The organism is Streptomyces sp. KL116D (assembly GCF_030766975.1).
Lineage (GTDB): Bacteria > Actinomycetota > Actinomycetes > Streptomycetales > Streptomycetaceae > Streptomyces > Streptomyces longispororuber_A.
The window spans coordinates 131,799-148,827 of sequence record NZ_JASERH010000014.1; the positions used below are offsets into that span (position 1 = coordinate 131,799).

14 protein-coding genes are annotated in these 17,029 nt (G+C 71.6%); 10 read left to right on the plus strand and 4 right to left on the minus strand.

Annotated features, from left to right (window positions below):
* Positions 1-12: 12 nt before the first annotated feature.
* Positions 13-498 (minus strand): metallopeptidase family protein, encoded by a 486-nt coding sequence (locus tag RBJ77_RS05285; RefSeq protein ID WP_372343907.1) that lies wholly within the window; start codon positions 496-498, stop codon positions 13-15.
* 321 nt (positions 499-819) lie between these two features.
* Between RBJ77_RS05285 and RBJ77_RS05290 the strand changes: the two genes are divergently transcribed.
* The 7 genes from RBJ77_RS05290 to RBJ77_RS05320 all read left to right on the plus strand — a co-directional run bounded on the left by RBJ77_RS05290 (position 820) and on the right by RBJ77_RS05320 (position 8,652).
* Positions 820-1,197, plus strand: a complete 378-nt coding sequence (locus tag RBJ77_RS05290) for a DUF3499 domain-containing protein (RefSeq protein WP_255981202.1) — start codon at positions 820-822, stop codon at positions 1,195-1,197.
* 135 nt (positions 1,198-1,332) lie between these two features.
* Entirely contained in the window at positions 1,333-2,949 is a 1,617-nt protein-coding gene (locus RBJ77_RS05295; RefSeq protein WP_372343889.1) for an L-lactate permease, read from the plus strand.
* A gap of 118 nt (positions 2,950-3,067) precedes the next feature.
* Positions 3,068-4,432: a phosphomannomutase/phosphoglucomutase gene (locus tag RBJ77_RS05300; RefSeq protein WP_372343890.1), complete on the plus strand. Its 1,365-nt coding sequence runs from the start codon at positions 3,068-3,070 to the stop codon at positions 4,430-4,432.
* A gap of 586 nt (positions 4,433-5,018) precedes the next feature.
* Positions 5,019-5,189, plus strand: coding sequence for a Trm112 family protein (locus RBJ77_RS05305; protein ID WP_255982671.1), 171 nt, complete (start codon positions 5,019-5,021; stop codon positions 5,187-5,189).
* Positions 5,190-5,224: 35 nt separating this feature from the next.
* Positions 5,225-6,352, plus strand: coding sequence for an SIS domain-containing protein (locus RBJ77_RS05310; RefSeq protein WP_372343891.1), 1,128 nt, complete (start codon positions 5,225-5,227; stop codon positions 6,350-6,352).
* Between the two features lie 69 nt (positions 6,353-6,421).
* Positions 6,422-7,573, plus strand: coding sequence for a mannose-6-phosphate isomerase, class I (gene manA, locus RBJ77_RS05315; RefSeq protein WP_372343892.1), 1,152 nt, complete (start codon positions 6,422-6,424; stop codon positions 7,571-7,573).
* A gap of 101 nt (positions 7,574-7,674) precedes the next feature.
* A complete protein-coding gene (locus tag RBJ77_RS05320; RefSeq protein WP_372343893.1) occupies positions 7,675-8,652 on the plus strand; it encodes a cation diffusion facilitator family transporter in 978 nt (325 codons plus the stop codon).
* A gap of 154 nt (positions 8,653-8,806) precedes the next feature.
* On the opposite strand, the gene lepB is transcribed toward RBJ77_RS05320, so the two are convergent.
* Together lepB and RBJ77_RS05330 are read right to left on the minus strand one after the other, a co-directional pair.
* Positions 8,807-9,469 carry a signal peptidase I gene (gene lepB / locus RBJ77_RS05325; protein WP_372343894.1) on the minus strand — a complete coding sequence of 221 codons (663 nt, stop codon included), beginning with the start codon at positions 9,467-9,469 and terminating at the stop codon, positions 8,807-8,809.
* Between the two features lie 241 nt (positions 9,470-9,710).
* A complete protein-coding gene (locus RBJ77_RS05330; protein WP_372343895.1) occupies positions 9,711-11,825 on the minus strand; it encodes a fructose-specific PTS transporter subunit EIIC in 2,115 nt (704 codons plus the stop codon).
* Between the two features lie 446 nt (positions 11,826-12,271).
* Between RBJ77_RS05330 and ahcY the strand changes: the two genes are divergently transcribed.
* Positions 12,272-13,735: an adenosylhomocysteinase gene (ahcY, locus tag RBJ77_RS05335; protein WP_372343896.1), complete on the plus strand. Its 1,464-nt coding sequence runs from the start codon at positions 12,272-12,274 to the stop codon at positions 13,733-13,735.
* Positions 13,736-13,946: 211 nt separating this feature from the next.
* Positions 13,947-14,561: a hypothetical protein gene (locus tag RBJ77_RS05340; RefSeq protein WP_372343897.1), complete on the plus strand. Its 615-nt coding sequence runs from the start codon at positions 13,947-13,949 to the stop codon at positions 14,559-14,561.
* 11 nt (positions 14,562-14,572) lie between these two features.
* On the opposite strand, the gene RBJ77_RS05345 is transcribed toward RBJ77_RS05340, so the two are convergent.
* The gene (locus RBJ77_RS05345) at positions 14,573-15,640 is read right to left on the minus strand and encodes an RDD family protein (protein WP_372343908.1); all 1,068 of its coding nucleotides are present in this window, start codon (positions 15,638-15,640) and stop codon (positions 14,573-14,575) included.
* Between the two features lie 106 nt (positions 15,641-15,746).
* On the opposite strand from RBJ77_RS05345, the gene RBJ77_RS05350 reads away from it, so the two are divergent.
* Positions 15,747-16,754 (plus strand): stage II sporulation protein M, encoded by a 1,008-nt coding sequence (locus RBJ77_RS05350; protein WP_372343898.1) that lies wholly within the window; start codon positions 15,747-15,749, stop codon positions 16,752-16,754.
* Positions 16,755-17,029: the final 275 nt, after the last annotated feature.

Here is a 17,029-nt window from a genome sequence, read left to right on the forward strand (position 1 = left end):
CGGCGGGGGAGGTCAGTCCTCCCCGTCCCCGAAGTCGCCGTACCGCGGATCCACCGTCTCCGGAGTGATCCCCAGGACCTCGGCGACCTGCTCCACGACCACGTCGTGCACCAGGGCCGCCCGCTCGTCGCGCCCCTTCGTGCGGATCTCCACCGGCCGCCGGTAGACGACCACGCGCGCGGGAGTCCCGTCGCGCGCCGGGATCGTGCCGCCGAGCGGCACCGAGTCGCCGCCCCACGCCTCGTCCTCGGCCGTGAGCCGCGGCACCTCCAGGACCAGGAAATCGACGTCGGCCAGCTGGGGCCAGCGCCGCTCCAGACGCTCCACGGAGTCCTGCACGAGGTCCGCGAAGACCTCCGCGCGGCTCGCCGCCAGCGGCACCTGCGGGGGCGCCACGGGCCCGCGCATGCCGCGCCCGTGCCGGTCGCGGCGGCGCGGCGGACGCGGCTCGCCGGGGGAGACGGGGGAGAGCGGCACCTGACTGTCTGGCCTTTCCATCACCGACGCAGCGTAGTCCTCCGCGCGGCCCCGGGCGGTCCCGCTCCGTACGGAGCACCGCATGTCGCTTCCTGACCGATCAAGCCATTCTTGGGCTTGATTCGACATCCCTCCCGGACCGTTGAACTCGCGACAATTGAAGGGATTTGCCCCGGGTGGTGACCGCTTTCAACAGTCCGGCGGGGCGCACGCCCCAGGGTTGCCGCAGGTCACGCGGGCGCCCGCGCGGGACGGTGTGCGCCGTCTCACACCGCGACACGGTGGGGTGACCTCCGGGAGAGTCGTCGCGGCCCGCTCAAGAGTGCGGTACCGTCCAACGCTGTGAGCCCTGTACGTCGCTGTTCGCGCACCGCTTGCGGCCGTCCCGCCGTCGCGACGCTGACGTACGTCTACGCCGACTCGACCGCGGTCCTCGGCCCGCTCGCCACCTACGCCGAACCCCACTGCTACGACCTGTGCGCCGAGCACTCCGAGCGCCTCACCGCGCCGCGCGGCTGGGAGGTCGTCCGGCTCTCCGACGGCAGCGGTCCCAGCCGCCCCAGCGGAGACGACCTGGAGGCCCTCGCCAACGCCGTGCGGGAGGCCGCCCGCCCGCAGGAGCGCGCGGCCGGAGCCGGTGGCGCGGGCGGGCGCACCGCGGACCCCATGGAGGTCGCGCGCCGCGGTCACCTGAGGGTTCTGCGCTCCCCCGACAACTGACCGCATACGGGGGCGTAGCAAGCGCCTTCACGGGATCTTTGCCGCCAACTCTGTCCCATGCGTTGACGCGCACTTGTTGAGGACAGAACAATCTCGCCACCCTGATCTGGGAATCCGGGATTCCGGGAGGCGTCCGTGTTCGTCCAGCAACTGGAGCCCGTCGGTGGCTCGCTCGGCCTGTCCGCGCTCGTCGCGGCCCTGCCCCTCGTCACCGTGCTCGTCCTGCTCGGCGTCGTCCGCATGAAGGCCCACCTCGCGGGCCTGATCGGACTCGGCGTCGCCGTCCTCGTCGGCTGGCTCGCCTACGACATGCCGCTGGGGCAGACCCTCTCCAGCGGCGCGCAGGGCGTGCTGTTCGGGCTCTTCCCCATCATGTGGATCGTCGTCAACGCCCTGTGGGTGTACCGGATGACGGTCCGCACCCGGCACTTCGACATCCTGCGCCGCTCCTTCGGGCGCCTCTCCGACGACCCGCGCATCCAGGCCCTCGTCGTCGCGTTCTGCTTCGGCGCCCTCCTGGAGGCCCTCGCCGGGTTCGGGGCGCCGGTCGCGATCTGCTCGGTGATGCTCGTCGCGCTCGGCTTCGACCCCGTGAAGGCCGCGGTCGTCGCCCTGGTCGCCAACACCGCGCCGGTCGCCTTCGGCGCCATGGGCACGCCCGTCGTGACGCTCGCCCAGGTCACCGGCCTGCCGCTGGACTCCGTCGCCTCCGTGGTGGGCCGCCAGACACCGCTGCTCGCGCTCGTCGTGCCGCTGGTGCTCGTCGGCCTCGTGGACGGACGGCGCGGGCTGCGCGAGACCTGGGTGCCCGCCGTCGTCTGTGGATTCGCCTTCGCCGTCGCCCAGTTCGTGGCCTCGAACTACATCTCCGCCCAACTCGCCGACATCATGGCCGCCCTGGTGGGCGCCGGAGCCCTCGTCGCCGTGCCGCACGCCCGCAGGCCCGCCGCCGAGCCGGTACGCGCCGCCGTCCTCACCGGCGTACGCAGCGAGGACCTCGACGAGGAGGACCCGCGCCCCGAGGTGCTGCGGGCCTACGCCCCGTACGCCCTCATCGTCGTCATCTTCTCCCTCGCCCAGATCCCCGCGATCAAGGACTGGCTCGCCGAAGCCAACCGGGTCTTCGACTGGCCCTTCCTGAACGTCGCCAATCCGGCCGGCGACCCGGTCAGCGGCAACGTCTTCACGCTGCCGCTCGTCTCCACCGGCGGCACGCTCGTCCTGTTCGCCGGCCTGCTCACGGCGGTCGTGCTCAAGGTGCACGCGCGCGTGGCCGTGCGCGAATGGCTCGGGACCGTGCACGAACTGCGGTTCGCGATCCTCACCGTGACGAGCGTGCTCGCCCTCGCCTACGTCATGAACCTCTCCGGCCAGGCCGCCACCATCGGGCACTTCGTGGCGGCCGCGGGCGCGGGGCTCGCCTTCCTGTCGCCGGTGCTCGGCTGGTTCGGCGTCGCCGTCTCCGGCTCCGACACCTCGGCCAACGCCCTCTTCGGCGCCCTCCAGGTGACCGCCGCCCAGCAGTCGGGCCTGTCGCCCGAACTCCTCGCCGCGGCCAACAGTTCGGGCGGTGTCCTCGGCAAGATGATCTCGCCGCAGAACCTCACGATCGCGTGCGCGGCGGTCGGGCTCGCGGGCAAGGAGGGCGACCTGCTGCGCAAGGTGCTGCCGTGGAGCCTGGGACTGCTGCTGGTGATGTGTCTGATCGTCTATGCGCAGAGCACGGTCGTGCTGTCGTGGATGCTGCCGTGACCAGCGACGACTCCCCGGGCCGCGGTCTTTGGGAGGAATGAGGGGTTCACGGTCTGTTGTCGGTGCGGCCAGGTAGTTTGTGGGGTCCGTGCAGGACTCCAGGAGGGCTGGGCCGACCGTGGCTGCTGATCTGTCGACGATCGTGAAGGCGTACGACGTGCGCGGGGTGGTCCCGGACCAGTGGGACGAGGACCTCGCCGCGCTGTTCGGTGCCGCGTTCGTGCGGGTGACCGGCGCCTCCGCGATCGTGGTCGGGCACGACATGCGGCCCTCGTCACCCGGCCTGTCCGGCGCGTTCGCGCGCGGCGCCGCCGCCCTCGGCGCGGACGTCACGGAGATCGGCCTCTGCTCGACGGACCAGCTGTACTACGCGTCGGGCGCGCTCGACCTGCCCGGCGCCATGTTCACGGCCTCGCACAACCCCGCGCAGTACAACGGCATCAAGATGTGCCGGGCCGGCGCGGCCCCGGTCGGCCAGGACACCGGCCTCGCCGAGATCCGCCGGCTCGCCGAGGAGTGGAGCGCGTCGGGCGCCCCTGAGCCGGCCCCGACGCCCGGCACGATCACCCGCCGCGACACCCTCGACGACTACGCGGCACACCTCCTCGGCCTGGTCGACCTGACCTCCATCCGCCCCCTGAAGGTCGTGGTCGACGCGGGGAACGGGATGGGCGGGCACACCGTGCCGACCGTGCTCGCCGGGCTGCCCCTGACCGTCGTGCCGATGTACTTCGAGCTGGACGGCACGTTCCCGAACCACGAGGCGAACCCGCTGGACCCGGCGAACATCGTGGACCTCCAGGCCCGGGTGCGGGCCGAGGGCGCCGACATCGGCCTCGCCTTCGACGGCGACGCGGACCGCTGCTTCGTGGTCGACGAGCACGGCGACCCGGTCTCGCCCTCCGCCATCACCGCGCTCGTCGCCACCCGCGAACTCGCGAAGAACGGCGGGACGGGCACGGTCATCCACAACCTGATCACGTCGTGGTCGGTGCCGGAGGTCGTGAAGGAGCACGGGGGCACACCCGTCCGCACCCGCGTGGGCCACTCCTTCATCAAGCAGGAGATGGCGACCAGCGGCGCGATCTTCGGCGGCGAGCACTCCGCGCACTACTACTTCAAGGACTTCTGGAACGCGGACACGGGCATGCTCGCCGCGCTCCACGTCCTGGCCGCGCTCGGCGGCCAGGACGGCCCGCTCTCCGCCCTCGTCGCCTCCTACGACCGCTACGTCGGCTCCGGCGAGATCAACTCCACGGTCGCCGACCAGGCCGACCGCCTCGCCGCGATCAGGACGACGTACGGCGCCCGCCCCGGCATCACCCTGGACGAACTCGACGGCCTCACGGTCACCTCGGCCGACTGGTGGTTCAACGTCCGCCCGTCCAACACGGAACCCCTGCTCCGCCTGAACGCGGAGGCGCGGGACACGGCAACGATGGAAAAAATCCGCGACGAGGCACTGACGATCATCCGCACGTAACGCCTCCGGCCACCCCACCCGCCACGCCTCCGGCCAACTGTCCGCCCGGCTTGGGCTGGCGCCCCGCCTGGGCTGGCGCCCGGCTTGGGCTGGCGCCCGGCTTGGGCTGGCGCCCGGCTTGGGCTGGCGCCCCGCCTGGGCCGGCGCCCCGCCCGGGCTGCCGCCCGACGCTCCGCCCCACCCCGCCCGCCTTGGGCAATCTGCCGCCTGGGGCGGCAGGGTGGGCAAGGCGGCACCCCGGTGCCGGGCACGGAAACGGACGGCCCTCGCCCCGGCGCAGCCGGGAAGCCCGGTGCCGGGCACGGATACGGACGGGCCTCGCCCCGGCGCAGCCGGGAAGCCCAGTGCCGGGCACGGAAATGGACGGCCCCGCCCCGGCGCAGCCGGAAAGACCGGTGCCGGCACAGAAACGGACGGCCCCCGCCCAGGCGCAGCCCGCAACCCCGGCCCCGCCCACCCGCAACGACGCCCCCGAGAACCCGCCCACCCACCCTCCGGCCAAGCCCAGCGCAGCGCCCCGGCGGTAGGCTGACCAGGTCGCACGACACACCCCGTAAGCACCACCCACACCCCCGGAGGGAACCCCATGCCGCTCGAAGCCGGCCTCCTGGAGATCCTCGCCTGCCCGGCCTGCCACGCCCCCCTCAAGGAGGCCGACGCCGAGCTGATCTGCACCGGCAAGGAATGCGGCCTGGCCTACCCGGTCCGCGACGGCATCCCCGTCCTCCTCGTCGACGAGGCCCGCCGCCCCGCGTAACCCCCGAAAACGCCGCTCGCAGGAGGCCCGCCGCCATGTTCGACGAAACGCTCCTGGACGACCCGGACGCGCTGGCCAGGGCGGACCGCCGTGGCCTGCTCCGCGGCGCCGCCGAGGCGGGCGCCCGCGTCCGCACGGCGGCCCGGCACGCCGCAGAGGCCGGCATCGCCGAGCTGAAGCCCGACGGCCGCCCGCGCGCCGTCCTGCTCGCGGGCCCCGGCACCGCGGCCATCGGCGTCGCCGACTTCATCGGCCGCCTCGCGGGCGCCGCCTGCCCGGTCGTCCGCCTCCGCTCCACCGGCGTGGCCCCCGCGGCCGGCGCCCTGCGCTGGGAACTGCCGGGCTGGGCGGGCTCGGTCGACCTGCTCCTGATCGCCACCCCGGACGGCACCGAGCCCAGCCTCTCCCTCCTCGTCGAGCAGGCCTACCGGCGCGGCGTCACCGTCGTCGCCGTCTGCCCGAAGGGCGCCCCGCTGACCGAGTCCGTGGCCGGGGCCCACGGCCTGTTCGTACCGATGGCGACCGCCCCGTACGAGCAGGACGAACCCGCCGCGGCCTCCGCCCCCGGCGCGCTCTGGGCGCTGCTCACCCCCCTCCTCGCCCTCCTCGACCGCACCGGACTCCTGTCCGCGCCGGCCGAGGACCTGGAGAAGGTCGCCGACCGCCTCGACCGCACCGCGGAACGCTGCGGCCCGGCCATCGCGACGTACGGCAACCCGGCGAAGACCCTCGCCTCGGAGCTGGCGGAGTCCCTCCCGCTGATCTGGACCGAGGGCGCGGCCGCGGGCCCGGTGGGCCGCCGGTTCGCCGCCGCCCTCGCCGAGCTCGCCGGGCGCCCCGCCCTCGCCGGCGACCTGCCCGAGGCGATGACCGCCCACGGCGCGCTCCTCGTCAGCGCCCTCGCGGCCGGCGGCGACCCCGACGACTTCTTCCGCGACCGCGTGGACGAGGCCCAGGCGCTGCGCGCCCGCGTCGTCCTGCTCCGCGACCGCCCCACCGGCGGCCTGTCCGCGGCCCCCTCCGCCCGCGACCTCGCGCTCTCCCACGACACCGCGATCAGCGAGCTGGAGCCGGAGGAGGGCAGCGACCTGGAGACCCTCGCGGAGCTGATCGCCGTCACGGATTTCGCCGCCGTTTACCTGGGCCTCGCCTCCACGGCGTGAGGTGGCCCCACCCGCAACCCAGCGGGCCCACTCGCGGCCCGTTCGCCGCCGTACGGAGAAGAACACCTCATGGACCGCCTCACCAACACCGTCCGCCCCTACGCATGGGGCTCCACGACCGCCATCCCGCAGCTCATCGGAGCCGAACCGACCGGCGAACCCCAGGCCGAGATGTGGCTGGGCGCCCACCCCGGCGCCCCCTCCCGCACCGGGCGCGGCCCGCTCAACGAGGTCATCGACGCCGACCCGACGGCGGAACTGGGCGAGCAGGCGGTCACCAAGTTCGGCCCGCGCCTCCCGTTCCTCCTCAAGCTGCTCGCCGCCGGCGCCCCCCTCTCCCTCCAGGTGCACCCCGACCTCGGGCAGGCGAAGGAGGGCTACGCGGCCGAAGAGGCGAAGGGCGTCCCGATCGGCGCGCCCGACCGCAACTACAAGGACGCCAACCACAAGCCCGAACTCATCTGCGCGCTCACCGAGTTCGACGGCCTGTGCGGCTTCCGCGCCCCCGAGGAAGCGGCCCGCCTCCTCGAAGGACTCGGCGTCGACAGCCTCAAGCCGTACGCCGACCTGCTGCGCGCCCACCCCGAAGAGGCCGCGCTGCGCGAGGTGCTGACGGCGATCCTGACCGCCGACCGCGACGAGATGGCGCACACGGTCACCGAGGCCGCGGCCGCCGCCCAGCGCCTCGGCGGTCCCTACGAGCCGTACGCCGGCATCGCCCACCACTACCCCGGCGACCCGGGCGTCATCGCCGCGATGCTCCTCAACTACGTACAACTGCAGCCCGGCGAGGCCCTGTTCCTCGGCGCCGGCGTCCCGCACGCGTACCTGAACGGCCTCGGCGTCGAGATCATGGCCAACTCCGACAACGTCCTGCGCTGCGGCCTGACCCCCAAGCACGTCGACGTCCCCGAACTCCTGCGCATCGTTCGCTTCGAGGCCACCGACCCCGGCGTGCTCCGCCCGGAGGCGTCCGCCGACGGCGAAGAGGTCTACGACACGCCGATCGACGAGTTCCGTCTCTCCCGTTTCGTCCTCCCCGAGGGCGCCCCCGCCCACGACCTGACGGCCGCCACTCCGCAGATCCTGCTCTGCACGGCGGGCACGGTCCGGGCGGGCGACATCGACCTCGCACCGGGCGGATCTGCCTTCGTCCCGGCAGGCGAAAAGGCCGAAGTGTCCGGTGTCGGCACGCTTTTCCGTGCGACGGTCGTGGCCTGAGAGAGCCCCGTGGCGTCCCGTGCTGCAACAATGACCCACCGCAAAGGCCGGGCAAAGCAGTGGCACGGGACGTACGACCTCGAGAGGACACCAGGAACAACATGAGTGCTTCAGGCGGAGCAAAGGCGATCGTGGCGGCGCTCGCCGCCAACCTCGCGATCGCGGTGGCCAAATTCGTGGCGTTCCTCTTCAGCGGCTCCTCGTCGATGCTCGCCGAAGCGGTTCACTCGCTGGCCGACTCGGGCAACCAGTTCCTGCTCCTGCTCGGCGGCAAGAAGGCCCAGCGCGAGGCGACCCCGCAACACCCCTTCGGGTACGGCCGCGAGCGCTACATCTACGCCTTCCTGGTCTCCATCGTCCTGTTCTCCGTCGGTGGCATGTTCGCCGTCTACGAGGGCTACGAGAAGATCAGGCACCCGCACGACCTGGAGCACTGGTACTGGCCGGTCGGCGTCCTCGTCTTCGCGATCATCGCCGAGGGCTTCTCCTTCCGCACGGCCATCAAGGAGTCCAACGCCCTGCGCGGCAAGCTCTCCTGGGGCCAGTTCATCAAGCGCGCCAAGGCCCCCGAGCTGCCGGTCGTGCTCCTGGAGGACTTCGGCGCGCTCATCGGTCTGGTCCTCGCCCTGTTCGGTGTCGGTCTGACCCTCGCCACCGGCGACGCCGTCTGGGACGGCATCGGCACGCTCTGCATCGGCATCCTGCTCATCGCCATCGCGATCGTGCTGGCCCTGGAGACCAAGTCCCTGCTGCTCGGCGAGGCCGCGGGCGCCGAAGAGGTCGCGAAGATCGAGAAGGCGGTCGTGGACGGCGAGACCGTCACCGGCCTCATCCACATGCGCACGCTCCACCTCGGCCCGGAGGAACTCCTCGTCGCCGCGAAGGTCGCCGTCCAGCACGACGACACCGCCGCCGAGGTCGCCCGCGCCATAAACGAAGCCGAGGCCCGGATCCGCGCGGCCGTCCCGATCGCCCGCGTCATCTACCTCGAACCCGACATCTACAGCGACGCGGAGGCCGCCAAGGGCGCCGACCCGGAGGCCACGCCGGGCGGCCCGACGCCGGGTGCCGCGCACTGATCCAGGGTTCTCCCAGGTTCTGCCAGTGGATCTAGTGGATCTAGTGGATCTACGGGGAAGGGGTGGCGGGTCCGAGTCCGGACCCGCCACCCCTTCCCGTTTCCCTGTTGCCCTGTTGCCCTGTTGCCCCGTACGTGTCAGTCCTGGCCCCCCGTCACCTCTGCAGCGACCAACCGGCCATCTGCAGGGCCGCCTCCCGGCGCCGCAGTTGCCCCGCCCTGATCCCGCAGACGAGCCCCGCCAGCGCCACACCGAGCCAGGCGACGCCAGCCACCGCGCCCAGCACCGGCCGCGTCAGATCGTCCACGACCCGCCCCTCGACGGCACCGGCCGGCACCGAGCCCGCGTGGTCGCTCTGGAAGTAGCGGGAGTCGTTCGCGTTCCCGCGATGGTCGCCCATCAGGAACAGCCGCCCCCGCGGAACCCGCACGTCGTAGGGCGGCCCGCCGTTCGCCTGGCCGTCCTCCAGGTACGGCTCGGCCAGCGCCCGCCCGTTCACCCGCGTCGGCCCGGTCGGCCCGCCGCCGTGTGCGACCCGGTCCCCGCCGAGGCCGACGACCCGCTGCAGCACCGGCAGGTCCCGGTAGCGCGCGGGCATGGTGTAGAGCACCACGTCGCCGCGGCGCACCTCGTCCCCGTCCACCCGCTCGACGAGCAGCCGATCGCCCATCGTGTACGTCGGCGCCATGGAGTCGCTCGACACGGAGACGCTCCGGTACGTCATCCCCAGCCACACCGCGACCCCGACCAGCCCCACCACCCCTACCGGCCCCAACACCCAGGCCGTCAGGGCCAGTCGGCGCGCACTGCCTCTCATGCGTTTCCCTCCCCGCGCCCCTCGCGGACGGAGCGGCGCGGGGAGAGGCTAGCGATGGGCTCCGCCCGGTACGACGACGGGCCCCGCCCGGTATGACGACGGGCCCGCTCGGTACGGCGATGGGCCTCGCTCGGTACGGCGATGGGCCCCGCCAGCTACGCCGACGGGGCCGACGCGTCCGCACGCGTCGACCCCGCCCTCGTACCCGTCTCCGGACCCGTAACGGACGTGCCGGATCCGCCTACTGGACCTCCGCCAGCACCCGCAGCACCGCCGCCTCGTCCGGCGCCTCCTGCAACCGGGCCCTGAAGCCCGTGTCCATCAGCTTCCGGGACAGCAGCGCCAGGATCCGCAGGTGCTCGTCGCCCGCGGCGGCCTCCGGAACCGAGATCATGAAGACGAGCTTCGCCTTCGTCCCGTCCATCGAGCCCCACTCGATGCCCTCCGCGGACCGCGCGAACCCGACGACCGGAGCCGTCACCGCGTCCGTCTTGGCATGCGGGATGGCGATCTCCTCGCCGAGCCCGGTGGTGCCCTGCTCCTCACGCCGCAGCGCGGTCCGCACCAGCTCCTCGACGTCGGCGACCTTGCCCGTACGAGCGAGCAGCCCGGCCATCTCGCGGATGGCGGCCTCCTTCTCGTGCGCGTCGAGCCGCACCTTGACGGTCTGCTCGGTGAGGTAGCCGGACAGCACCTCGGGCTCGCCGGCGTCCTCGGACGTCTCCGGCTCCTCGGTCGGGGCCGGGGCGGGGGCGGTGATCTGGGCGGCGGCCACCGCGGCCTGCGCCGCGCCACCGGCCGCTCCGGCGCCGACGCCCACACCGGCGAGGACCGGCTCGGGCCCGGCCGGAACGTTCAGCACGGCCTCGCCGCGCCGCCTGCGCTCGGCGAAGTCGACCAGCGCGACCGTGGTCAGCGCGGTCACCACCGAACCGATGGCGACGGCCACGAAGAACATCGGCACACCGCCCACGGCACCCAGCACGGCGACGATCGGCCCGCCGTGCGGCACCGCGTCCTCCACGCCCGCCATGCCCGCGATGGCACCGGCGACCGCGCCACCGAGCATGTTCGCCGGAATGACCTGCGCGGGCCGCGCCGCGGCGAACGGGATCGCACCCTCGGAGATGCCGAAGCACCCCATGAACAGCGCCGCGAGACCGGTCTCCCGCTCCTGCTCGGTGTAGAGCCGCTTACGGATCAGCGTGGCCAGGCCCTGCCCCAGCGGCATCACGGGAATGGCCGCGGCACACATGCCCATGACGGTCTGGTTGCCGGTCGCGATGAGCCCCGCGCCGAACAGGAACGCCGTCTTGTTGACCGGACCGCCCATGTCGAACGCGATCATCAACCCGAGGATCGCCCCGAGCAGAATGGCGCTCGTCCCGGTCATCCCGCTCAGCCAGCTGGTCAGATGCTCGAACACCCACGAGATCGGCTTGCCGATGACATAGATGAAGAAGAGTCCGAGCGCGGTCGTCGAGACGATCGGGATCACGATGATCGGCATGATCGGCTGCGCGAACTTCGGGACCTTGACCTTCTTGATCCACAGGACCAGATAACCGGCGAGGAATCCGGTGACGATCGCCCCGATGAAACCGGCGCCCGCCTTGGAGTCGTACAGCTCACCGGTATTGGCGATCCAGCCGCCGATCATGCCGGGCACCAGCGCCGGCCGGTCGCCGATCGCGTACGCGATGTAGCCGGACAGGATCGGCACCATCAGCGTGAAGCCGATGACACCGATCTGGTTGACGTGCATCCAGAAGGAATCGGGCGGGATGACGAGCCCGCCCTTGGGGTCGGTGTGCCCGCCCAGCGACAGCGAGATGGCGATGAGCAGACCACCCACCACCACGAACGGGATCATGTAACTGACGCCGTTCATCAGCGCCTTGTACGCGACGCTGCGCTCCTTGCCGCCACCGCCGCCACCGCCACCGCCGGACGACGAGAGCGGCTCGGCGCTGCCGCCACCGCCCCCGGCGCCGTGCACGGGCGCGCTGCGCACCTGCTCGATGAGGCGCTCGGGGTGGCTGATGCCCTCGGACACCCCGACGGACAGCACCCGCTTGCCGACGAAGCGGCCGCGGTCGACGTCCTTGTCGGCGGCGATGATGATGCCGTCGGCGTTCTTGACATCGTTGTCAGTCAGAACGTTCTCGGCCCCGATGGACCCTTGCGTCTCCACCTTCATGTCGATGCCGAGCGCGTCCGCCGCCTGCTGGAGCTTCTCGGCGGCCATGTACGTGTGCGCGATGCCGGTCGGACAGGCGGTCACCGCGAGCAGCCTCAACTTCTTCGGCTGCTCGGCGGCCCCTCCGCCCGTGTGGGGGTCGGCCGGACTGGTCACGTGGCTCTCCTTTGTGCCTTCGCCTTACAAGACCGCGCAAATGTTCGCGGCCTCCCTCGCATCCTGCAACAGCCAGGCACAGGATCAAAAGTCCAAAGGTCCCGAATTGTCCCTGCTCATGGCGCATGTCCCGGCCGCTCCGGCGCCCCCCTCGGAGGCCGGAACCAGCCACGCCCCCACCACCGCCCCACCGAGACGGGGTGGGGCCGACTGGGCCGATCGGTGTAGATTCGTAACGAGCCAGACGTCGCTGCTGATGGCGGTCGGGCGGCCCGCACGCCGGGTCGTCCGAGGGAGAGAGGGCCTCCGACGGACTGCGCTGCGAGTATCTGAGGACACCTGTGTCCGACGACGCCCGCAGACCAGCCATGCGTGCTCCCTCCTGTGGGAACGCGCACGACAGCCCACCTCGACCGACTGCAACTGCACCGAGGAGCAGCTCACTTATGACTTCTGTCGCCAACCGACAGGGCCAGGACTTCAAGGTCGCCGACCTCTCCCTCGCCGAGTTCGGCCGCAAGGAGATCACGCTCGCCGAGCACGAGATGCCCGGCCTGATGTCGATCCGCAAGGAGTACGCCGACGCGCAGCCCCTCGCGGGCGCCCGCGTCACCGGCTCCCTCCACATGACGGTCCAGACGGCCGTCCTCATCGAGACCCTCGTCGCCCTGGGCGCCGACGTCCGCTGGGCGTCCTGCAACATCTTCTCCACCCAGGACCACGCCGCCGCCGCCATCGCGGTCGGCCCGAACGGCACGCCGGACAACCCCCAGGGCGTCCCCGTCTTCGCCTGGAAGGGCGAGACGCTGGAGGAGTACTGGTGGTGCACGGAGCAGGCGCTGACCTGGCCGAACAGCCCCACCGGCGGCCCGAACATGATCCTCGACGACGGTGGTGACGCCACCCTCCTCGTCCACAAGGGCGTCGAGTACGAGAAGGACGGCAAGGTCCCCTCGGTCGACACCGCCGAGTCCGACGAGCACCGCGTTATCCTCCAGCTCCTGAACGACACCATCTCCGAGGGCTCCCGCAAGTGGACCCAGCTGGCCTCCGAGATCCGCGGCGTGACGGAGGAGACCACGACCGGTGTCCACCGCCTGTACGAGATGCAGCGCGACGGCTCCCTCCTGTTCCCCGCGATCAATGTGAACGACGCGGTGACGAAGTCGAAGTTCGACAACAAGTACGGCTGCCGGCACTCGCTGATCGATGGCATCAACCGCGCCACGGACGTCCTGATCGGCGGCAAGACCGCCGTCGTGTGCGGTTACGGCGACGTGGGCAAGGGCTGCGCGGAGTCGCTGCGCGGCCAGGGTGCCCGCGTCATCGTCACCGAGATCGACCCGATCTGTGCGCTGCAGGCGGCGATGGACGGCTACCAGGTCGCGACGCTGGACGAGGTGGTCGACAAGGCGGACATCTTCGTCACGACGACCGGTAACAAGGACATCATCATGGCCTCGGACATGGCCAGGATGAAGCACCAGGCGATCGTCGGGAACATCGGTCACTTCGACAACGAGATCGACATGGCCGGTCTCGCGCAGATCGACGGCATCGTCAAGGACGAGGTGAAGCCGCAGGTCCACACGTGGACGTTCCCGGACGGCAAGGTCCTGATCGTGCTGTCCGAGGGTCGTCTGCTGAACCTGGGCAACGCGACGGGCCACCCGTCGTTCGTGATGTCCAACAGCTTCGCCGACCAGACCCTGGCCCAGATCGAGCTGTTCACGAAGCAGTCCGAGTACCCGACCGACGTGTACGTGCTCCCCAAGCACCTGGACGAGAAGGTCGCCCGCCTGCACCTGGACTCGCTGGGCGTGAAGCTGACGACGCTGCGTCCGGAGCAGGCCGCGTACATCGGTGTCGAGGTCGAGGGCCCGTACAAGCCGGACCACTACCGCTACTGAGCAGCCCGCGCTGAGCGGCGCACACCGGTCACCACGCGCCGACCAGCCGACTGACACAGGACAGGCCCCCGCACCCCCGTGCCGGGGGCCTGTCCCGTACTCCGCCACACCGCTGGTTACGGTGGACACGTCCTTCGACGCCGCAGCCCGTACGAGCCACCGCTACCGGCCGCGGCTGTCACCAGGCCAGACAGAGGACCTCACGAACGCCATGCCCCGCGGCCGATATTCGCTCCACGATCCGCACGACCACACCCCCCTCGGTGAAGAGCACTTCCACTGCGCGCCCGGACCTTCCGGCTGGCGCTACGTAGCCCAGAGGACCACCCCCTCCGGCGATCACGCCGGCTCGATCGACCTCGCCCTCGACGAGCTCGGCCGCCCCATCCGCCTCGAACTCAACGCCGCGAGCTGGCAGGTGAGAGGCGCCGCCCTCGACGGCGTCACCTGGGTGCGCACCGACCCCACCGGCGCCCACGCCACCGAAGGAAACGCACCCGCGCACGCGTTCACCGGCACGTCCCCCGCGTTCCTCATCGCCACCGCACGTCTGCTGAACCTCACCCCCGCTTCCCCCTCGACCCGCGTCCGCCTCGTCGCCCTCACGGATCCCGTCCTGGCCCCCCGCACCCTGGACCAGTCCTGGACCTTGCTGAACAGCGAAGCACACGCCACTGACAACGGGCCGCTGACCGTGGACGAATACCAGGTCACAGCCCTGGACACGGGGGAGCAGCACACCGTTCACCTCAGCGGCGACGTGGTGCTGGCCGCGCCGGGCATCGAGCTGGAAGACCTGGAGACGCCACCGACGACGTTCGCCTGACGCCGCGTCACTCAGGCCGGCGGAGCGAATCCGGTGGCCGGCGGCTCCGAACCCCCGTCGGCCGGGGCGGAGTTGGCCGATGCCGGATTGCCTGACGTCGGGATGCCTGACGTCGGGTTGTACGGGCCGTTCGGCGCGGGGGAGGGCGGGGGGTAGGCGGCCGGGGCCGGGTAGGCCGAGGGGGCCGGGTACGTCGACGGGGCCGGGGGAGTCGGCTGGGCGGGGTAGGCAGGGGCCCCGTACGGCCCGGGAGACACGGGCGGCCCAGGCTGCGCGTACCCGCCGTACGGCCCGGGGGCGGCACCCGGCATTCCGTGGCCGCCCTGCTGAGCGGCCCCGAAGGCCCGCTGCACCTCCCGCGACTGCCGCTCGTGCATCACCGCCGCCAGGAACGCGGCCGGGGGTACGTCGCTCGGCGCGGGCGCGCCGGTGTGCGCCGCGACATCAGCCGCGAGCCGCTCGGCCATGCCCCAGCCCACCTGCGGATCCAGCTGCCCCATCCGCGTCAGGTACTGCCGCACCGCGAGCCACAGCCCCTCCGGCACCGCGGACAGATCCAGCTCCGCGAACCGTCCCACCAGCCACGGCGGCGGAGGCGGCACGAACGCCGCCTGCCCGGTGGGCACCCGCTCCCGCACGACGAGCGTCCCCGCGAACACGTCCCCGACCCGCCGCCCCCTGGCCGACACCAGCGAGGCGATGCACGCCACGACTCCGAAGGTCATGAGGATCTCCACGACCCCGACGGCCCCCCGCACCAACGCGTGCCGGAACCGGATCGGACCCCCGTCGTCCCGCACCACCCGCAGCCCGCAGGCGAGCTTCCCCAACGACCGCCCGTGACTCAGGGTCTCCACAGCGATCGGCACCCCGACGAGCACCAGAAGAAAGGTGGCCACGGCCAGGGCGGCGGCAGCGGCGTCGTCCAGCGACGCGGTGGCCGCCACGATGGCGATCGTCACGACGATGTAGACGGCGAACGCCACCACCAGATCGATGAGCACGGCGAGCGCACGGCTCGGCAGTTTCGCGGGCCGCAACTCAAGGGCGACCGCCTCGCCCGTCACCAGCTCACTCACGTCGGCCACCCACCCTTTCCCTGACCTGCCCTATGAACCGCCAGTCTGCCAAGCTGAGTGCACATCGCGCCGCACAGGTGCCGGAAAGCGAGGAGCAGCAGACCGGATGGACCTCGACGTCTTCGTGTCCGCCCACCGAGCCGAGTGGGACCGCCTGGACGCCCTGCTGCGCCGCCGACGCCGTCTGACCGGCACCGAAGCGGACGAACTGGTGGCTCTGTACCAGCGCACGGCCACCCATCTCTCCCTCATCCAGTCGAGCGCACCGGACCCACGGGTGATCGGCCGCCTCACCCAACTCGTGGCACGCGCGCGTAGTGCGGTGACAGGAACCCGCCGCGCTTCATGGCGCGACGTGACCCGCTTCCTGACGCACGGTTTCCCTGCAGCCGTCTACAGAGCACGCCACTGGTGGGTCCCCACGGCACTCCTGTCGACAGCGATAGCCGCGCTGATCGGCTGGTGGATCGGCACCCACCCCGAGGTCCAGGCCTCCATCGCGGCGCCCTCGGACCTCCGCGAGATGACCCGCCCCGGCGGCCAGTACGAGACGTACTACTCGAGCCACCCCGCGGCGTCGTTCGCCGCCCAGGTCTGGACGAACAACGCACAGGCCGCGGCCATGTGCCTGGTCCTGGGCGTCTTCCTGGGCCTGCCGGTCCTGTGGATCCTCTTCCAGAACATGCTCAACGTAGGGGTGGGCATCGGCCTCATGTCATCGGCCGGCCGCCTCGACACCTTCCTCGGCCTGATCCTTCCGCACGGCCTCCTGGAACTGACCGCGGTCTTCGTAGCGGCCGGCACCGGCCTACGCCTCGGCTGGACAGTCATCGATCCGGGCCATCGCACCCGTAGGACAGCGCTCGCGGAAGAAGGTCGCGCAGCCCTGGGCATGGCCATCGGCCTGGCTCTCGTCCTCTTCATCTCCGGCGCCATCGAAGGCTTCGTCACCCCGTCCGGCCTCCCGACCTGGGCCCGCATCGGCATCGGCATCGCAGCCGAGCTGGCCTTCCTCACGTACGTCTACGTCCTCGGCGGCCGCGCGGTCCGCGAAGGGGAGACAGGCGACCTGGAAACGGCCGAGCGCAGCGCCCTGCTGCCGACAGCGGCCTGATGTGCATCCGAGTCAGCTGACCTGCTAGTCTCCTCTTCGCCCTGGAAAAGTCGTTGACACGGCTTGGACGGGGAGGTAGATTCGAACAGTTGCCCCGAACTCGACGAGTTCGACCGCGACGGGTTAGTATCTAGCGCGCTTCACGAAATAACATTGTTCGAGAAGCCCCCCCGATAAATCGGAATCAAGAGCCGGTCAGACCGGCCCAAAACTTCTGATAAAGTCGGAACCGCCGAAAGGCAAAGGCCCTCCAACGGCCACCGGAAATGAAATCC